Below are 19,607 nucleotides of genomic sequence, written 5' to 3' on the forward strand. Positions count from 1 at the left end.
GTCGCTCCTATACTTTGGGTGCCCTTGGTAACAGGGCTCTTTTCCCTCAAAACGGCGAACCGTTGCAAATGAACAGAACTAGCATGCAAATGAACGGAATCAACATGCCTACTGCGGCGCCAAAGCAGCGAACCAGCGAAATCAGCTACGAAGAGGTCGCCAATGCTGTCGTTGCATTCATGGTCGACTGCGGAATGAATGAAAACCATGTCAACGTAGGCAACCTTTGTTTCGCATTTGAGTATGCATATCGACCACTCCCGCGATTCTGGCGAGACTTCGACCTTGAAACGATAATCGTGGCCATAACGCGTCAATATCCCGGTTGGCATGCAGCTGCTGAGGCTCGTCAACGGACTGCCGGCGATGTGTTACGTGAAGTCGAGGAAATTCTGACCTGCCACTCCTTCGATGAAGCTAACGCAGAAATGATGATGGCTCTCCCGTTGGCGGCGCGTCCGCGAGATAGAGAGACGGCATCCGATTGGATTTTCTCGGAACTTCGGAAACGGAATCTCGAGCGGGAACTGAGATTTGCACAGCGCGATGGAGACCGTAGTGGTGAGGGCGCACTCGATATTTTGCGCTGCATCGAGCAGGCCACGCTTGGAATCGAATGCGAGAGACTTGGAACGGGAGTCGCTCGGCTCATACGAAACCGCTGTCTCGCTGGTCACTGACGGGTCGTCATGCCGGGTTGTACGCAAGACCCGGCAACCTCATTAGTCGAGCCGAGGGTAGTAGTAACGGAATTGGAGAACGCCTCTTATTGTCGAGAGTATTCGACGCCAAAGAGGCCTCCCATTCCACCCGTTAGTTTTAAATCGCGCCATGGTCATCAAATTGAACTATACGATTCGCGACGTTTGATGCAGAAAGATCGTCGACGCGCCCATTCCGTTACAGCACAGAGTGGCGTGTTCTTAGTCATTGAATAATGGGATGTGTAATGCCTGTAGTTTTTATCGCGCGTAAGGGTTTGATGAAGTTAGATGGAGAATTCGAGGCTGATTTCTGGGCTAAAAGCCTGGACAACGTCGTCGAAGTGATTGGCAATCCGGATTGCCCACATGTCGCAAATGGACTGCAAGTTGGCGGTGCTTACCAGTTCGAGGACGAGCAATGTTTCGCGGTTGCGAAGAAAGTCAGCGAATTTGCGAAGCACATGGAACAGTTGGCGGACATGGTTGGATACCACTGGCGGATGGCAGGTGCGGATGGCCCCGGCCCATTTCGCGATTTGTTTCGCCATCCTGGCCAGTTTGGGACTATTGGTCCCGTGGTCTCAGCAAAGCTTGCTGCCGATTTTACGCACTGGGACGAATGCGCACGGGCAATCGGAAAACGCAGCTTTTACGCGTGGTTTGCTTCCATGCGGCGAATGTTCGAGTACGCGAGCAATGACGGTGGCGTGTGGCTGCAATACGACTAAAGAGACCTTTTCTTCCATAAGCGTCCCAGGAACAGCCAGCCGCTGCAGTGACGACAAAAAACGCGGCCCGGCATGCCGAGATGCCGGGTGGCATTCAAGGCAAGCGGGATCACGTACTCATTAGTTGATGAAGATGTTTAGAGAAAAAGACGAAATTGATGTGTGTGGTGGAACGGTCCGATCGGGGGCCCTGTTACCGCTTTGGGCGCTCGGAAGTAAAGCACCGGAACTTGCCGGCATCCAGGAGGATACCCCGGTCCTGACGTGCTCTATAAGTGCCTCGCTGGCGGCGTTGATTGTGTCGTGTGACGAGGGAGGTCATCTGTCGTTCGGAAGTTTCATGACTCGCGAACCTGACTTCATCCGTCTACGCTATCGCGACGCAGAAATCTTCTGGTTAGCCGACCGCTCCGACCCAGAAATCTGGGAATCTATCTACAGGTGGAATCGCGCCGGGCGAGTGCCGATAAGGCTTACGGTCACTGGTGAAGCGCAAGAGAAGTTCCTTGTCGCTACAGTGGATATGCCATCGGATACGAGCCCTTTCGACGCAACATATCGATATGGTGGAGGGGAGGAACCGAGCGCTCACATGTGGACGTGCCTAATCGCACTGGCTGAGAACGGAAACTGGCAATACGACGAGGAGGACGGTGAGATATACGACATCGACGACGTACCACTTCAATATAGTCTCTTCAGGGTGTTAATGACTCGACGATGGCTAGAATACGTGAACCATCAAATTTCCTTGGCTGACGCAGACCCAAGCGCGGACTGAAATGAATCTCGGTTGCAGCGACCTCGGCGGATTTGCTTCAATGCGGATGCGGTTTCGCTGATTGTGTTGGTCGCACCGACGGACGTGCTGGCGAGAGTCCGGGACCCTATTGGAACTGCGTCCCGAACCTGACGCATTCGCGCCAGCCGACGCTCACAGTCTTGCATGGCGCGATGTCGAATTCCTCAGTGGATTTGTTGACCATCACTGATAGGTATCTGCGCTCTCGTTATTGACTTTCCTAGTCAGGAGGCAGAGTCTTCAAGATGTCGAAATCTCAACCTTTTCGTCCTGGCTTCGGCTCGCACGAGAGAGTTTGGAATGAGACGCCTCTCAATCGAAAGGTCGTTCCCCCATCTTTCGGACCAAGGGAGTCATTCCATGAGTACGATTCTGAAACCAAGCAACACGTTGGCTCTGAAGGTCGCCAACACCGGGTTCATGCTCGACCGCCTCGGGATGGACTGTGATGATTTGCAATTCCTCGGGGAATTAACAAAAAACTCGATTGAAGCGATTCAACGATTGCCCGACAAGAAAGGAGAAGTCGTTTGGGATGTAGATTGGCTAGATCATGAATTTCTCGGCGTGTACCCTTTATGTCACCCATCGGCCGAGCACGAGCCGCCCGATGAGAGTGCCGCCCCTTCCGACTGAAGGGCATCGGCGGTACACGCTAGTGTGGACGGGTTGTGACCGGTGGCGCGCTAGGGAAATTCGTTCCACGGGGATCGGTCCTTAGATAACGAACGCGCTGGCGAAGCTAGAGGCGCGGGACCTGAAAACAGTCTGGCGGATTCATCGCATTTAACGATGACGAAGGAACTCAGCGACATCGCTGGGGGCCTATGGCATCGCCGCTCTTCTTACGTAAGCATATCCTCACTAGCAACCCTCAAAAAACATATCCTCCCTTGAGGATCTCCTTTTGGTTTGAGAGAGCGTGCTCGATTGAGCATATGTTTCTCGCTCCGCACGTCTGTGTCGTTGTCGCTGCGCGGCTGGCTGACCAGGGAGGAGGTCCTGTTGCGTCGGTTCAATTTCCGCTGGGCGCTGAACGCTAGCGATCCAGCGAACAAGTGGTATTGGAGACTTCGGTTGAGCAACGCAGAAATAGAGTGCGTGAACGCATGGTGCACGCATGAGCGCGGTTACTCGGCAGGGGTCTTGACAGCTAGCTTCAGTATTGCGAAGTTTGGCTCATTCCTCATCACCGGCAGAAGTCTGGTAGGCATTTGTCGCAGCCCGCAAGTCGGCCTGGTGGTCCAGCACTGACGTCTTTAAAATAAACAATTCGGTCCCCATTTTGTGATGAAGCTTTAGTTTTCCTTGCTCTAGCAGCTTCGCCACGTGCCGGCGGGAGACGAATAGAATCGTTGCCGCCTCGGCAGTGGAGAGAAAGTCTTCGGCATCGGCCTGCCGCAAGAAGTACAGGCTGACAATTTCTTCGATAATTGCGGACACGCCGCTTGTGAGTTCACGTTGAATCTCGGAAGGTAAGCGGGGCCCCAGCTTTCGAAACATTTCCTCCATACGTTTATGAACGAGTGCCATCGCGTCGGCTTTGGATGGCACTGAGACCTTCGCATTTGTTGGCATCGTAGCTCACCGGTTATGGGGACCTTACGAAGTGTAGACCATTCGCAAAACAACAAAACAAGAACCTATGAGCAATTATTTTCTGTCGCCGCTCCTGTTAGCTAACGTCACGAATAGGGTCGGGCGCCGCCGGGGACGGCTCACTGGAAAGCCCGTCATGGAAAGACCGTTTCTCATTAAACGCCGGGGTCCCATAAGACGCGAGTTGTTGCATGGATACCAAATCGGCGTATCTGGGGCGCGAGTCCACGCGGAGAACCAGATTAGGCTTTGGATGGCGAGCCTCGCAAACATGTGCAGTGCGGCCAAAGTGAGCCGATTGTCCATTGTGTCGCTCACCGAATAGGCAACCACGTTGCGTTTGAAGTCATCGACAACGGAAAAGCCCTAACGATCCCGCCGGAAGAATGGCGCCAATAACGGGTCTTGAGCTTGGCGGCTGGAGAGCAGTTGACCACACGAAACAAGCGAGCTCGACTTGCGCCATAATTTGAACCGCCCCGGATTTGGTGGAGGCTCCAACTCTTGAGAGTGATTCATCGGGTTTTGCCCAACCCCGAAGGATGAAGCGCACGACTGCTGCAGGCGGATCTGGGAAGGAAGCTTCAGTGATGGGGCTTTCGCCATCATCATTACGCTACCTGTTCTGGAAATCCATCGCCCGAATGCTACGCCGGGTAGATTGGGCGAAGAGCTTCTGGCGGAATGGTCTTCCTACTTGGCCTACGCGATTGCGTTCATCTACGTTGGCATCATCTGGCTCAACCATCACTACATGTTCGAGCGTCTCTGTAAGGTGGATGTGACGCTCAACTGTTTTAATCTCGGCATCGTTGGCACCGCAGCCTTGATCCCGTTTCCGACCGGCGTGCTGGCGGGTGCATTCCGCGACGGTAACCTTATGGATCAGAAGGCAGCCGTGGTGCTTTATGCCTTAATAGCCGGACTGATGTCGGCATCGTGGCTCCCTGCTTTTCGGCATTTGCGTCGCCATCCTGAGCTCTTGAAGCCGCACCTGCCAGCGACTGCTTTTGCGTCGCAGGTGCTTCGACCGGCGCGTGGCATCCTGCTTTACTTCGTTGCGGCTGTGCTAGGTTGGTTTGTTCACCCGTTTCTCGCGGTTGGGATCTTCATCTTGGTTGTGGGCTACTACGCCTTGACGAGCCAGGGCATCTATTCGAACCGGTGAATGCTGGGCGAGGTGATTGGCGTGCCCTGCGACCGGACAACGCAGACGGTCTGTGTGGATTGAAAAACTCGTTTGGTTTAAATATGTCAATCGCGTTCGACGGATGTTACCGATGCCCACCATCCACACATGTACTCTGTCAGCGTCTCCGGCCAATGTAGCCAGAACGCGTCGCCGTACTTATGCACGATGACCACGGAGTGCCCGAACTGCATTCGCGCATACTCACCGTCAGCAAAGTTCGCGACATCAACAAACGCTGCTCTAGCGAGCATCTCGGCTGCGTGCTCGCCCGATACGACAGCCGATGTAATCGCGCAACTCGCATCACCAAGCAGAATGTCCTCGCGCTTCGAAAGCGCCGCAGCGACATGCTCGATCCTGGCACCATCTTCGGACAAGAGCAGCTTGTTATAGCGATTGATCGCCAGTGCATAAATGTCCGTTGGAGAAAGCGGCATGCGTGCGGCGGGCAATGTCACGCAGTCGCTCACATGCAAGTCGTTGGCCAACGGAGTCGCAAACGTCACCCAAATTTTCTGTAACAATGGGCGTAAATCGATTCGTAGATCGCGCCATGAGGTTGCGACAGTCGCAGTGCCGCTCCACGCCTTCGCTGCCTTTTTAAAGCCTGAGCTTTTCACCGTCTGGATCGAGAAAACAGGTGCCAACGACTCGTGCTTCGGTGAATTTTCCATCATCGTAGACCTTGATAGTCTGGTTGAGACGACTTGCGCCGGCGCGCAGCAAGGCAAGCGCTACGCATTTTTTGAGGACCGGCGACCAGATGCATGATGTGAGATGTCCTTCGCTCGGCGTTCCCGGGCCTGCTACCAAGTGCCCGCCAGCACGGATCGTGTGCGAAGGGTCCACGCATTCGATGCCAACAAGCTGCAATCGCGACTCATGAGTCATGGCGGTGCGCTTCGCCGCTCGCTGACCGACGAAAGGTAGAGCCTTCTTGCTTCCCAGTGCACCCATGCCGACATCCTGCAATGTGGTGGAGGGTTCGGTCTCGACACCGACGTGCATGAGGCCCTTCTCGGTGCGCATGATCATTAGCGCTTCAACGCCGAATGGAACGGCGCCAGCCGCAATAATCCGCTCGAACACATCGCGTCCGTAATGAGCGGGAACGCTCAATTCAAAGGTCATTTCTCCACTGAAACTGACTCGCGCAACCCGACATGGAATGCCATCCAGATGGCCTTCACGGAACGACATGTGCGCAAACGCATCCTTGCTGGTATCAATATTTGTCGGTAACGACTGCATGACGCGACGAGACTCGGGACCGGTGATCGCGTAGGTCGCCCACTGATCGCTCGCCTGCATGATCGCGACCCGGAATCCCTTGCCGCTTTCCCGCCAGTACTCGAACGCTTCGAGCACACGCTGGACGCCCGCGCTCGAGGTGCCGACCAAAAAATGATTCTGGCTCAAGCGGGAGATCACTCCATCGTCCAGAATGCCGCCTCCCTCGTTGAGGATCACGGAGTATCGGCATCTACCGATGCCAAGTGTCCCAAACTCGTTCGCGTACACCGCATTCAACAGATCAACGACATCTGGCCCCTTGACCTCTATCTTTCCAAGAGGCGATCCGTCGAACACGCCGACCTTGCTTCTGACGTGAAGCGTCTCGCGATTCCATGCCTGCTCGTCGGTTTCCGAACCCTGCCGATAAAACGCCGGTCGCATCCAGTTCCCGTATTCGAGTATCTGTGCGTGGTGGCGCAGGTGCGCGTCATGAGCGGCAAGATATCGACGGGGGATGAACATGTCGCCGCGTGCATGACCGGCGAAAGCACCGATCGTCACCGGCGAGTAGGGCGGCCTGAATCGAGTGGTGCCGACCTGATCTGGCGTGCGGTCTGTCGCTACGCCGAGCAGCGCCAGTGCGTTGACATTACTGGTTTTCCCCTGGTCCGACGCCATCCCCATCGTCGTGTACCGCTTCAGATGTTCGACCGAGATGAAGTTCTCCCGCGAGGCTAGCCGGATATCGCTTTCTGTTACGTCGTTCTGAAAATCGACCCACGCCGATGCCTTCGATCCCTCTACGCGCCATAGCGGTGAAATACGATATTGGGTGTCGGACAAATCACTCGGCTTTGGCGTCACCGGCTCCGCGCCGGCTTTCAAGCACAACAGGGCGGCGATCGACGCGGCCGCATTCGTCGCTTCAAGGACCGCGCTCTGTGCGCCCATTGTCCCGTTGGCCGAGCCGATAACCGTGCATCGCTCCCGGGCGGGATCAGCTTGCGGCCTGAACATTGCCAGGTCGGGGTCATATCTTAGCCGCCCCTGAGCTTGAGAATAAAGATGCACTGCGGGCGACCAACCACCAGACATGAGTAACAGATCGCATGACACGATCCGACTCTTCCCGTCAGCCGCGCGAATCTCTACGTTCTTTACGCGCTTCCTGCCGGATGCATTGCACACGACAGCACCGAGATGCAGTGTGATCCGCCTGCTCCGACACGCAGTGGCGAGTTCGTCAGAAAGCGTCGCGCGACTGTCCACGATGCCGCGAACCGGCGTGCCGCCATCATGTGTGGAAAAAAACGCCTGGTAGGCACGGTCGTTGTTGGTGAAGCCGATCGCCGATATGCCCAGCCGCACGCCATAATGCGCCGCATAGGTTGCACCTGCATTGCTCAGCATGATGCCCGGGCGATCGTTATTGCCAAACACAATGGGACGCTCGTGCGCACCGGTGGCAATGACCACATGCTTCGCACGCACAATCCACAGCCGTTGCTTGACGCGCCCCGCGCGCGATGCAATGGGTAGATGCTCGGCAACCCTCTCTAAGAGAGTCAAGGTGTTGTCGTCGTAATATCCCGTCGCAGTGGTCCGACGGAGCACTCGCACGTTCGGACGCGCACGGACCGCTTCCGCTTGACTGAGTGCCCAGTCCAGCGAGTGCTGTCTCCCTGCATCGCTCGCCATCCACATGAAAGATGACCCCACTGCGGCGTTCTCATCGACGAGGATCACCGACGCCGCGGCCTTCGACAAGCTGTCCGCCGCCGCAAGTCCAGCGGGCCCCGCGCCGACCACCAGCACATCACAGTGAGCATGGCGGATGTCGTACTGATCGGGGTCCGCGTTCTTCGGGGCAACGCCGAGTCCTGCTGCCTTGCGGATGGACGACTCGAACGTATGCCAGTTTGGCCACATGAACGTCTTGTAATAGAACCCGGCCGGCAGGAATCGCTTCAGCACGCCCAGTGCGGCGCCGACATCGAAGTCGACGCTGGGCCAACGGTTGACGCTCGACGCGGTGAGGCCTTCATAAAGCTCGACTTGGGTCGCCTTCAGGTCAGGCTCCGAGCGCTCCAAACCGGGTTCGAGTTGCACGATGGCGTTTGGCTCATCAGCACCGGCGGCCAGGATGCCTCGGGGCCGATGCAGCTTGAAACTTCGTCCTACAACAAATACTCCGTTCGCCAACAGCGCGGAAGCGAGGGTGTCCCCTTCGAGGCCCTCGTACGATTTGCCATCGAATACAAAAGACACGCGTTGCGTGTTGTTCACGCCTGGCGCAATGCGGTCATCGGTCTTCACGTTGACCCCTTGTATTCGCGTCGTCGTTCATGAATGTCACCGATAGAATGGCATTCGTCTTCGTATTCCGCCGGACCGTAAGCCACTCGCCACAACCGTGCCGATGCACCCAACGTTCTGAAATTTCGCCGCCGCTGTTGGTACGGAAATACAGATACTTTTGCAGATCATCGGCTGATGCGTCCAGTGACGGGATCGATGCAGTGCCTTCCCCGATACACCAGAACTCCGCCTCCGGGCGTTTGCCGCAAAACGGACAATCGATTTCAAGCATCTCGCCTCCCGGTCATCGGAACACCACGGTGCGGCGGTTCTCGTCGAGGATTATCCGCTGCTCCAAATGCCACTTCACTGCCCGCGACAGCGCGCTGCACTCGACATCGCGACCGAGCGCGGCGAGTTCGTCGGGGGACATTCCGTGGTCGACACGCGCGACATCCTGTTCAATGATTGGCCCCTCATCCAGATCGGAGGTGACATAGTGCGCGGTCGCTCCGATCAGTTTGACGCCACGCGCATGCGCCTGATGGTAGGGACGTGCTCCCTTGAAGCTCGGCAGAAACGAATGATGGATATTGATGACCTTGCCGGGAAGTCGTTCGCAAAGAGACTCGGAGAGGATCTGCATGTACCGCGCGAGAACGACCAGATCGACACGGTACTCGTCAATAAGCGCAAGGAGCTGTTGTTCACGTTCGAGTTTGGTCTCGGGAGTGATGGGAAGATGAAAAAATGGCACGTTGTAGTGGTCGGCGAGCCCGCGGAAGGTTTCATGATTGGAGACGATCGTCACGATGTCGGCGTTCAGCGCCCCCAGGGTCGTGCGAAACAGAAGGTCATTCAGACAGTGGCCATACTGGGAAACCATGACGAGCATCCTGCCTTTGACATCCGCCGGCGCCAGGCGCCATTTCATTCGATGCAAATCGGCAATGGGCCGAAAATCCGACTCGATGCTGTCGAAACCAACGATCACCGGAACCTCGAAATCCATGCGCAGAAAGAACTGCCCGGTGACTTCGTCCGTCGACTGGGCGCTCTGCAGCACATTGCCGCCGCGGCTCGAAACGAACGTGGCGACATCGCGGATGATTCCCGGATGATCGTCGCAACTCAGGTTGATGATGTAGCGCCTGTTTTCCATTGCCGGCCCTTCAGTGCGCAATACCGGATGCGCCGGCTTCGTCGATGAGTGCGCCAGACTCGAAGCGTGAGAGGCCGAATGGCGCCGCAATCCGATGAGCGGTGCCCGTGGCAAGGTGATGAGCCATCATCCATCCGCCGACCGGGATTCCCTTGAATCCCCCCGTTCCCCAACCGCAATTCACCAGCAGGCCCGGGACGCCGGTTTCGCCTAGGATAGGGCTGGAGTCTGGTGAAACATCGACAATGCCGGCCCATTGCCGCAGGATACGCAGGCGCCGGAAACCGGGAAAATGCTCGGCCAGCGCGATGAGCGTGGCGGTTTGCGCGGGCAGGGTACCTCGCTGCGCATAAGAAACGTAGTGGTCGAGACCGCCGCCGATTACAAGCTCGCCCTTGTCCGACTGACTGACATACATTCCCGTTGCGGGCGAAAGAACGACCGTATCCAGGACCGGCTTGATCGGCTCCGAGACCATAGCCTGAAGCGTGAAGCTTTGCAGGGGCAGGGTGACGCCCACTTTTTGCGCAAGCAAGGAAGTGCTCCCTGCTGTATTCAGAAGAACGCCAGACGCCTTGACTTCGCCTTGATCAGTCGATACCCCGACAACACGACCATGGTCATCTCGCAGAAAGCCCTTTACTTCGCAGTTCTGCACAATATCTACACCAAGGGAACTGGCGGCGCGCGCATAACCCCACGCAACGGCGTCGTGGCGCGCGGTGCCCGCCCGGCGCTGGACAAACCCGCCGATAACCGGAAGTCGGGCGGTGCTGGACATATCGAGCGCGGGGATCATCTGCGCCACCTGTTCACGGCTCATGATTTCCGAGTCGATTCCATTGAGTTGCATTGCATTTGCCCAGCGCACGACGTTGTCCGTGTCATGTGGCGTGTGAGCCAACGTGACGATGCCTCTTTGCGAGAACATGATGTTGTAGTTCAGATCGCGGCTGAGATTTTCGTAGAGCTTCAACGAGAACTCGTACAGCGCTGCGGATTCCGGCAGCAGATAGTTGGAACGGATCACCGTCGTATTGCGTCCCGTGTTGCCGCCCCCGATCCAGCCCCGCTCAATGACCGCAACGTCGCGGATGCCGTGCACTTTCGCCAGGTAATACGCGGCTGCGAGCCCGTGACCACCGCCGCCGATGATCACGAAGCGATAATTTCGCTTGAGCGCAGGGGTTCTCCAGGCTTGCGTCCATCCCTTCTGGTCTCTTAATCCTTCCCAGAATAGCCGGCCAGCGGAATATCTCATTTCAGTCTCTGATCTGAATGTTCTACGCGCTGCTACTTACTGGCCCCGGCTCTTGACCTCGACCGTACCTACGGGATTCCATGTTCCCTTGCTCTCCTTGAACAGGCTGACGTGCGAGGTTCGCAGATCGCCCTTCTGGTCGAAGGAAACTTCGCCGGATACCCCGTTGAAAGAGACTTTATGAAGTGCGGCCAGGATGTCGGCAGGTGCGGTTGAATTGGCGAGTTGCATGGCCTTGATCAGCGCCCAGGCCGCGTCGTAGGCGTAAGGGGAGTAAAGAACCGGCTTGCCATACTTCGCGAATCGCTTCTCGAATGCGGCACCATTTGGCAACTGGCTGATGGGGTAACCCGACTCCGACGAGATGGAACCCTCTGCCGCCTCGACGCCCGCAAGCTGGACGAACTTATCGGTCTCGATGGTGCAGGACGCGAACACCGTTCCCGACATACCGAGCGAGGTCATCTGGCGCCGCATTGGACCTGCCTGGGCGTCCACGCCGCCATAGATCAACACTTGAGGCTGCTTCGACTTCAAGTTCGTCAGGATTCCGCGAAAATCGACCGCTTGATCGGTCGTGTACTCGCGCCCGACTGGCGTAATGCCTCGCCTCGCCAGGCTCTCGACGGCAGCGTCGCTGAATGCCTGGCCAAACGCGGTCCGGTCGTCGACCACGACAACCTGCTTCGCCTTCAGGTTGTCGACCACATAACCGACCAGCGCATCCGCGACGTCCCGGTCATCGCCTATTGTCCGGAACGTGGTTTTCATTCTCTGGCGCGTGAACATTGGATTCGTCGACGACGGAGAAATCTGCGCAATCCCGGCGTCGCTATAGACCTTCGACGTAGCCAGCGTCGCTCCGGAGTTGATGTGTCCGACCAACCCTACGATATGGTCGTCCACCAGTTTTTGTGCGACCGTAACCGCTGTCTTGGGGTCGCCCTGATCGTCCTGCACATCGAGGACGAACTGTACGGATTCCCCTTTGATTTTGATGTTCTGCTCATTGGCTTCATCGATTGCGAGCTGCGCGCCATATTGAGAGTCCTTGCCGATATGAGCAATCGCCCCCGTGAGGGGTCCTGCATAGCCGATCTTGACCACCTGGTCAGCGAATGCGCCAGAGGCTGCCAACGCGATAGATATCGCGAGTGTGCTTTCAAGGATCTTCATGGGATTCCCTCGTTTTATTGGTTTGCGGCCCGCGCCGACCTGCACATCCTCAAACCTCAAAAATCGTGCGTCAAAGCAGTTTTCCTGCGGCTTTGCATGCGAAAACTGATGCAAGGCTCCGGCCTCTCTCCTAAGATATGGGCCTACCATGAGTTTTTGATGCGATATCGGCCGCTCAGGCTGACTTGCCTGTGTCCAGCGTGGCGATACGATCGGTTAAACGGGAGTAAATACGGTGGCATCTTCAAGTAAGCGGCTTCCCCCGCTGAATACGATTGCGGCATTCGAAGCCTCTGCGCGCCATATGAGTTTTACCCGCGCCGCTAAAGAGCTATGCCTCTCGCAGGGGGCGATCAGCCGGCAGATCCAGATTCTGGAGCAGCGTCTCGGAGTGCCGCTGTTCGTCCGGCGCCATAAAGAAATACAGCTGACGAGGCCCGGCGTGATTTTTCAGCAAGCGATCACCGAGAGCCTTGGGACCATACGGCGGGCTGTGGCAGTCATTGAAACGCTCGATGACCGAAGCGTCACCATTTCCGCAAGCGTCGCGATGTCGAGCTTCTGGTTAATGCCAGCAATCCTCACCTTTACCGATGAACATCCGGACATCAAGATTCGCGTCGTCGCGAGTGATGAGCTCATTGACCCGTCACGTGAGCACATCGACCTGACGATCCGATACGGAGACGTTCAGATTGCAGGGATGCAAACTCAGAAGCTTTTCGACGAAGAGATATTCCCCGTTTGCAGCCCGGCATACAGGGATGCTCACCCTGTTTCTTGCCCGGAAGACTTGACCCGCCAGACGCTGATCGAGTACGACGACGGCATCTCATCGTTTACCTCCTGGGACAACTGGTTGAAACTGGCGCGCATCCGTCACCCGGTGCTGCATCCTTTCCTGCGCCTGTCCAACTATGATCTCGTCTACCGGGCCATGTGCGGAGGTAAGGGCATTGGCTTGTCTCCCGCGTACAGCATTCCGGCGGAAGCCAGAAACACGTTACTCGTGCGTGCTCTTGATATTGGCATCAAGACAGGGCTGGCAGAGCACATCGTTTACCCCGAAAGTGCGTCCTTAAGTCCCCCGGCCTCGTTCGTTCTCGACTGGCTGCTAGACCACGCTCGCTGCAGCGTCTGGTCCAGTTAAATTGAGGTCAGTTGAAAGCGTGAACACCGAGATTTCGCAAATTTAGGAATGGACGCATACGTGAATCGAATCATCAAAGCTGTCTTAAGGAGTTCCGTGAGAGAGCCCTGAAGCTGGCAATGACCAAGGGCATCGTCTATAGAGGCATGGTGTGTATTGCTTGCCTACTGCAGGAGAATGCGCAGATTCGTCACGGAGTCGATTACCCCTCACGAAGCCGGCGACCTTCTGGTCGCCGGCGGTATCGGTAAGCGGATCTGCCCAGAGTGCAACAATGGGATGATCAGTGACGGGTCTCGGGTGAGGTATGTCGCACAACGCGATGTTGGGGATGAGAGACATGATGCGGCGGGCGATGCACGACGCGATGCTCGTCGTTGTCGCGATGAATTGGTTCCGCAAAGGTAACGGTTGGGATCACTGCAGTTATCAACAGTGCACACGCTAGAACGGCTTTCTTTTTCATGTATTTCTCAAGGGAGGTGAAGGAGGCAAGGCCGTTGAACTAGTCATGATCATGATCGTGCCCTTGGTCGTGGCCTTCGTGGTAGTCACCACCACCATGGTGGTCGTCGCCCCTGCCGGGGAAAAAGCAACCGCTGAGGCTGCTGGTTAGCGAGAACGCAATCAATATCCATATCAGTGGTCGTTTCATCATGTCTGTTCCTTTATTTTGTTTTCTATCAGGCCGATGCGAGTCAAGGCCTTGTGCGGTGCGCATCATTTAGTGCGACCAGTAGCCTTACCGGCCCAGTCAATCGGGTTTGTGCGAGACTATCAAGATAACTGCAGCAATTATCGGTCCACGGCTACCTCGATCGGCTCACACGACAGTCGCGCTGATCCGAGAGCTGCAGCGACAGAACAAGTGAAACGTATCGGATGTTGGCCTTGCCATGTGTTGATGACCCTGGCCGCTATTACGGGCTCTCGCGTTCCCGAGATGGTGCCGTCGCGATCCAGCGTGCGTCGGGCAAGCGTTAGGCGCGCGCATTCACCGCGTAGAGCACGGGTGATCGCTAAACTCAGATCCACACTCAAAAAGGGAATGCCAGTGGTGATCGCAGAGCCGAGCATGGCGAATAGGCGGCGTTGCGTGATCGCTGTGAGTGCGACGTTATAGACATGGAGTCCTAACAGTGTCTGTTGACTTCGCCTGAGCCAACAGAGCACGCTATAGGTCAACGAATTGAGAGCGACAATGACACCGTAGAAAACAGTTCCATTCGTTCGGGTGGTCGGATTCGCGAGAGTCTGTGTTAGGACGGCGTGTGTAAGAGGGAAGCTCACACCCATCAGCAGGAACAGGTTTGCCAGCGGGAGTGGGCGGTCCGCTGTGCGTACGTATTCGATGAGCGCATGATGGTTGCGCCCACACTACGCCGATGATGAAGAAGCTGATCTAGTCGGGCCACCGTTGTTCTAGAGCGGGGCCAAAATCCGCAGGCCACGCAGCGCTCGGTCGCCGATGGCACGTTGATTTCGATCACGGGTAAGTCGATGGCGGTCGCGAACACACTGGCACTGAATGCATCGAGCTGGGCGGTCGGGACTGAGTCAGGTTGCCGGATTACGCACGTGGGTTTGCTCGGCAGGGTTGCTGGAGAGATCCCCGGAGAGGGTGGGTCGATCTTCAGAATTTGGGGTTGTCCAGAACATAGAACAAGCCGGCGGAAATCGCGATTGTTACCGGCAGCGTGACTATCCATGTGAGTGCGATGCGGAACAACACGCCGCTTTGTACCCCCTGACCGCCGGCGACCATCGTGCCTGCAATACCGGAGGTGATGATATGGGTCGTGCTGACCGGCAGACCGGTGAATCCGGCCGTGCCAATCAGCACCGAACCCACCAGTTCCGCGCTGGCACCCTGACCGGGCGTCATATGCTGCTTGCCAAGGCGCTCACCGAGCGTGCGCACCACGCGTTTATAGCCGACCATGGTGCCAACGCCGAGACAGAGCGCGCTCAGCATGCGCACCCAGAACGGTGCATATTGAACAGGTGGTCCCATCTGCTTGAGCAGATCCGCGGCCTTTGCCTTGTCCGTAGGACTGACATTCTTGATCTCGCCGATGTGCTTCATTTGCGACAGTATGTCGTACACCGCACCGCGTAATTGTGCGCGGGTGGTCCGTTCGCTGGAATTGGAATTGTCTTGCCCATTAGGCTTAAGTGCCTCGCTCGCCAGCTCGGGACCAGCATGTTGCAGCAATGCAGCCGATTTAAGCGCCTGGGGTTTTACGTCGTCGCCGTATTGCTGAATCAAGGGGATGGCGGCGGTGGCATTCTGGCTTAGTTGGGTCATCTGTTGGGCCGCCTGTGGATTGAGCGCATAGCTGGCCGGCAGCAAGCCGATGATGGTCAGCATGATGAGGCCGATGCTTTTCTGGCCGTCATTGGTGCCGTGCGAGAAGCTGACGGAGGTACAGGTGAGGATCAAAAGCCCGCGCAGCCACCAGACAGGCGGTTCTCCTTCCTTTGGCGCTTCGAACAGATGGCCCTGGCGCACAACGAGCCGCAGGATGCCGTAGAGTCCGCCAGCCAGCAGCAGGCCAAGCAATGGCGAAATGGCTAAGCCTTCCAATACGGTCACGATCTGCTTCCAATCAACGCCTTGTGTCAGACTGCGCGACTTCAAAAGAGCATCGGCGACGGCAACGCCGATAAGCGCGCCGATAATGCAGTGAGAACTGCTGTTGGGAATGGCGAAGGCCCAGGTCAGGATGTTCCAGAACAAGGCGGCGAAGATTGATACCAGCATGGGCAGTGCTGGGGATCCGTCGGGAGGCGTCAGCACATCCGGCGGCAGGATCTCGACGAGTGCGTAGGCGACGGCGATGCCTCCCACGAGGACCCCGACGAAGTTCATTAGACCGGACCACAGGACGGCAGGGACCGGCTTCAGGGACTGTGTGTAGATTACCGTTGCAACGGCGTTTGATGAGTCGTGGAAGCCGTTCGTGGCCTCAAATGCCAGAACCATGGCAAAGCAGACCAGCAGCATGCCGATGACAATGCCCGATGAGGGAACGAAGTGAACGAGCATATACGCTCCCAGGATTACTCGACGGCATGAATTTGAGATCCGGACGTATCCGCTGCGTCAGGACAAACCTTGATTTTATGTATCTGCCGTGACACAGGTAAGGCAATGACCACAATAGCCGGATTCCGGGTCGGTAGCGCTGATCCGGCATTTCAGGTCAACAAGAGGGCCACGCGGACTTCGCTCACACTTCATGTTTTAGTGCGGCGCAATGCTACATCCCACTTCGAGATGGTCGGACTCGGCCTTTTCTCCGGCCACGCAACGCGCGGTTATCGACTTACGTACTTGTTCAGCCCGCACCCCGGGGAGCTGCGGTATTCCCAACTTGCCGACATTCTTCGCTGAGCATAGCGACCGAGGGTTATGCCGTCGGCACGGGAACAGCGGCCGCAAGACCGCTTCGTGAATCTCGACCTATCCAACGGTTCAGTCTTCGACAGAGTCCTTCATTCGAATACCACTACTTGGCGGATCGCTTTGCCTTCGTGTAGCAGGTCAAAACCAAGATTGATCTCATCGAGCTTAAGATGCCCCGTGAGCAGCTTGTTCACCGGCAGACGACCCTGCAAATATAGATCGATGTAGCGCGGGATGTCCCGCGAAGGCACGCATGTGCCGATATAGCTGCCTTTGAGGGTGCGTTCCTCTGCCACAAGGCTGACCGCGGGAAGCGGCCAAAGCGCGGTTGACGGCGGCAGCCCGGCCGTGACGGTCGAACCGCCGCGACGCGTAATGCGGTAAGCCAGATCCAGCGCATTGATCGAACCGGCGAATTCAAAGGCGAACTCGACGCCACCGGAACTGAGCGCGCGGACGTGTTCGACAGCATCAGCCCGACCGGCATTGACCGTGTCCGTGGCGCCGAGGGCGCGCGCCTGCTCGAGCTTGGCGTCGGACAAGTCGATCGCCACGATCTGCCGGGCGCCCGCTGCCTGCGCGCCAATGAGCGCCGCCAGGCCAACACCTCCGAGGCCCGCTACCGCAACCGATGCGCCGACCCGGACCTGCGCCGTGTTGACCACGGCGCCAACGCCTGTGAGCACGGCGCACCCGAACAGCGCGGCTTCGTCCAGCGGAACGGCAGGATTTATCTTGACGACAGAGCGGCGCGAGACGGTCGCGTACTCGGCAAACACTGAACATCCGAGATGATGGTTCAGGGCCTCACCACCGCGCGTGAGACGACGCGCACCGGACAGCAACGTGCCGGCGCCGTTTGCAGCAGCGCCGGGCTCGCACAAGGCCGGGCGGCCTTCGGCACAAGGCGCACAGTGGCCACAGCTCGGCACGAACACCACGACAACATGGTCGCCAACCTGGAGGTCGGTCACGCCTGCCCCTAGTTCCTCGACAACACCCGTGGCTTCGTGACCGAGCGCCATAGGCATTGGACGTGGCCGGTCGCCGTTGATCACGGACAGGTCGGAGTGACACAGGCCGGCGGCGGCGATCTTGATCAGCACTTCATCGGCGCCTGGCGGTGCGAGGTCAATCTCTTCGATATGCAAAGGGCGGGAGACGGCGTAGGGCGGTGTTGCGCCCATCGCCTGCAGGACTGCTGCCTTGATCTTCATTGTGCGACCTCCATGACCCGGTTCTTGAGTTCCTCGACGAGTACGCGGGTGTTCTCCGAGTAGTCGACCGGAACGATGACCAACTGCACGCCGCCTTCGCGGAATGCCGCTTCCAGTGTCGGCGCCAGCGCTTCGGCCGACTCAACGCGCCGTCCTTTGGCGCCATAGGCATCCGCATACTTGACGAAGTCGGGGTTGCCGAAAGTGAGACCCCAGTCCGCGAAGTTGTCGACGGCCTGTTTCCATCGGATCATTCCGTAGGCATCGTCCTGGATGATCAATACGACGAGGTTCAGATTCAGCCGGACGGCGGTCTCGAGTTCCTGCGAGTTCATCATGAAGCCACCGTCCCCGCACACCGCCATCACGCGCCGGGCAGGGTAGAGCAGTGCCGCCATCATGGCCGACGGCAAGCCCGCCCCCATTGTCGCCAATGCGTTGTCGAGCAGCAGCGTGTTGGCACTGCGTGTCCGGTAACATCGCGCGAACCAGATCTTGTACATGCCGTTATCGAGCGCGACGATGCCGTCGGCCGGCATCACCTCGCGCACGTCGTGGACGATGCGTTGCGGCGTCAGCGGGAAGCGCGATTCCTGTGCCCGGTCCAGCGTGCGTCTCAAGATACCTTCGCGCAGCGGCGCCAATGCAGCCGCGTTTGGAAGCTTGCCTTGAACCTGGTCGGCAAGCCGCGCCAGACTCAGGCCGAGGTCGCCCACTACTTCGGCATGCGGGAAGAACACCTCTTCAACGTGCGCTGGCGTATAACCCACGTGAACGACCTTTGGTCCCTTCGGCCCCATGATGAACGGTGGCTTTTCGACCGTGTCATGCCCGATCGCCACGATCAGGTCTGCACGATCGATCGCCTCGTGCAAGTAGTCGCGCGCACTCAGCGCGGCCGTTCCCATCCAGAGTTCCGTGGCCTCGTTGTTACCGACCGCAGCGACAGTGCCCTTGCCCATCTGGGTGTTGAAGAACGGGATACCGGTACGCCGGATGAACTCGGTCAATTGACCTGCCAGCCGTGGCCGGTTGCTGGCGGCACCGAACATGACCAACGGCCGCTCGGCTTGCATCAGCAAAGCCGCGGCCCGTTCGATGGCAGCCTCTTGCGCCACCGGCAGCTCCACGGGATGCAGCGGAACGAGCGTCACGTCATCGCTTACCTCTTGCGCGGCCACGTCTTCGGGCAGCTCAAGATGGACCGGGCCAGGCCGCTCGTCCGCGGCCAGCCGGAACGCCTCGCGCACGACTGTCGGAATGCTGGTCCCGCTGACTATTTGCCGGGACGCCTTGGTCAGGGGTTTCATCGTGGCGACAATGTCGACTATCTGGAATCGCGCCTGGTGCGCCGTCATGATGGGCTTCTGGCCGGTAATGAGCACCATTGGCATGGCGCCAAGATGGGCGTAGGCGGCACCCGTAACCAGATTTAGCGCGCCGGGACCGAGTGTCGCCATGCAGACGCCGGGCCCGCCCGTCAGGCGGCCGTGGGTCGCTGCCATGAAGGCCGCGGACTGTTCATGGCGGGTCACGATCAGCTGGATACTGGAGCGCCGCAGCGACTCGACGACGTCGAGATTTTCTTCGCCCGGCACGGCGAAGATTCGCTCGACGCCTTCATTCTCCAGCGCCTTGACGAACAAGTCGGATGCTTTCATAGGGAGTCACCT

15 protein-coding genes are annotated in these 19,607 nt (G+C 57.7%); 5 read left to right on the forward strand and 10 right to left on the reverse strand.

Features of this window, described 5'->3' with window-relative positions; translation table 11 throughout:
• Positions 1-83: 83 nt before the first annotated feature.
• The 3 genes from ACSQ8V_RS19860 (at position 84) to ACSQ8V_RS19870 (ending at position 2,870) form a co-directional block, all read left to right on the forward strand.
• Entirely contained in the window at positions 84-680 is a 597-nt protein-coding gene (locus ACSQ8V_RS19860) for a hypothetical protein (RefSeq protein ID WP_436206871.1), read from the forward strand.
• 269 nt (positions 681-949) lie between these two features.
• Positions 950-1,432 carry a hypothetical protein gene (locus tag ACSQ8V_RS19865; RefSeq protein ID WP_436206872.1) on the forward strand — a complete coding sequence of 161 codons (483 nt, stop codon included), beginning with the start codon at positions 950-952 and terminating at the stop codon, positions 1,430-1,432.
• Between the two features lie 1,162 nt (positions 1,433-2,594).
• On the forward strand, positions 2,595-2,870 hold the full coding sequence (locus tag ACSQ8V_RS19870; protein WP_436206873.1) for a hypothetical protein: 276 nt from the start codon (positions 2,595-2,597) through the stop codon (positions 2,868-2,870).
• A 543-nt stretch (positions 2,871-3,413) separates the two neighbouring features.
• Here the strand turns inward: ACSQ8V_RS19870 and ACSQ8V_RS19875 are convergent.
• Positions 3,414-3,788: a hypothetical protein gene (locus tag ACSQ8V_RS19875; protein WP_436206874.1), complete on the reverse strand. Its 375-nt coding sequence runs from the start codon at positions 3,786-3,788 to the stop codon at positions 3,414-3,416.
• 613 nt (positions 3,789-4,401) lie between these two features.
• Here ACSQ8V_RS19875 and ACSQ8V_RS19880 point away from each other — a divergent pair.
• Positions 4,402-5,001, forward strand: coding sequence for a TMEM175 family protein (locus tag ACSQ8V_RS19880; protein WP_436207967.1), 600 nt, complete (start codon positions 4,402-4,404; stop codon positions 4,999-5,001).
• Between the two features lie 86 nt (positions 5,002-5,087).
• Here ACSQ8V_RS19880 and ACSQ8V_RS19885 read toward each other — a convergent pair whose 3' ends face one another.
• The 6 genes from ACSQ8V_RS19885 to ACSQ8V_RS19910 all read right to left on the reverse strand — a co-directional run bounded on the left by ACSQ8V_RS19885 (position 5,088) and on the right by ACSQ8V_RS19910 (position 12,158).
• Positions 5,088-5,531 carry a hypothetical protein gene (locus ACSQ8V_RS19885; protein ID WP_436206875.1) on the reverse strand — a complete coding sequence of 148 codons (444 nt, stop codon included), beginning with the start codon at positions 5,529-5,531 and terminating at the stop codon, positions 5,088-5,090.
• Between the two features lie 94 nt (positions 5,532-5,625).
• Positions 5,626-8,577, reverse strand: a complete 2,952-nt coding sequence (locus ACSQ8V_RS19890; RefSeq protein ID WP_436206876.1) for a 2Fe-2S iron-sulfur cluster-binding protein — start codon at positions 8,575-8,577, stop codon at positions 5,626-5,628.
• A complete protein-coding gene (locus ACSQ8V_RS19895) occupies positions 8,564-8,851 on the reverse strand; it encodes a sarcosine oxidase subunit delta (protein WP_436206877.1) in 288 nt (95 codons plus the stop codon). Before ACSQ8V_RS19895 ends, ACSQ8V_RS19890 begins: the two co-directional genes overlap by 14 nt.
• Positions 8,852-8,863: 12 nt before the next feature.
• On the reverse strand, positions 8,864-9,721 hold the full coding sequence (gene purU, locus ACSQ8V_RS19900; protein ID WP_436206878.1) for a formyltetrahydrofolate deformylase: 858 nt from the start codon (positions 9,719-9,721) through the stop codon (positions 8,864-8,866).
• Between the two features lie 10 nt (positions 9,722-9,731).
• Positions 9,732-10,982 carry a sarcosine oxidase subunit beta family protein gene (locus ACSQ8V_RS19905; RefSeq protein ID WP_436206879.1) on the reverse strand — a complete coding sequence of 417 codons (1,251 nt, stop codon included), beginning with the start codon at positions 10,980-10,982 and terminating at the stop codon, positions 9,732-9,734.
• Positions 10,983-11,018: 36 nt separating this feature from the next.
• Positions 11,019-12,158: a branched-chain amino acid ABC transporter substrate-binding protein gene (locus tag ACSQ8V_RS19910; protein WP_436206880.1), complete on the reverse strand. Its 1,140-nt coding sequence runs from the start codon at positions 12,156-12,158 to the stop codon at positions 11,019-11,021.
• Positions 12,159-12,393: 235 nt separating this feature from the next.
• Here ACSQ8V_RS19910 and ACSQ8V_RS19915 point away from each other — a divergent pair, with 235 nt between their 5' ends.
• Positions 12,394-13,308, forward strand: coding sequence for a LysR substrate-binding domain-containing protein (locus ACSQ8V_RS19915; protein WP_436206881.1), 915 nt, complete (start codon positions 12,394-12,396; stop codon positions 13,306-13,308).
• Positions 13,309-14,941: 1,633 nt separating this feature from the next.
• On the opposite strand, the gene ACSQ8V_RS19920 is transcribed toward ACSQ8V_RS19915, so the two are convergent.
• From ACSQ8V_RS19920 to ACSQ8V_RS19930, 3 genes are all read right to left on the reverse strand, one after another.
• Positions 14,942-16,357: an inorganic phosphate transporter gene (locus ACSQ8V_RS19920; protein WP_436206882.1), complete on the reverse strand. Its 1,416-nt coding sequence runs from the start codon at positions 16,355-16,357 to the stop codon at positions 14,942-14,944.
• Positions 16,358-16,806: 449 nt separating this feature from the next.
• Positions 16,807-17,934, reverse strand: coding sequence for a zinc-dependent alcohol dehydrogenase family protein (locus tag ACSQ8V_RS19925; RefSeq protein ID WP_436206883.1), 1,128 nt, complete (start codon positions 17,932-17,934; stop codon positions 16,807-16,809).
• Positions 17,931-19,595, reverse strand: coding sequence for an acetolactate synthase large subunit (locus ACSQ8V_RS19930; RefSeq protein ID WP_436206884.1), 1,665 nt, complete (start codon positions 19,593-19,595; stop codon positions 17,931-17,933). Before ACSQ8V_RS19930 ends, ACSQ8V_RS19925 begins: the two co-directional genes overlap by 4 nt.
• Between the last annotated feature and the right edge of the window lie 12 nt (positions 19,596-19,607).

The organism is Caballeronia sp. LjRoot31, from assembly GCF_964253885.1.
GTDB lineage: Bacteria > Pseudomonadota > Gammaproteobacteria > Burkholderiales > Burkholderiaceae > Caballeronia.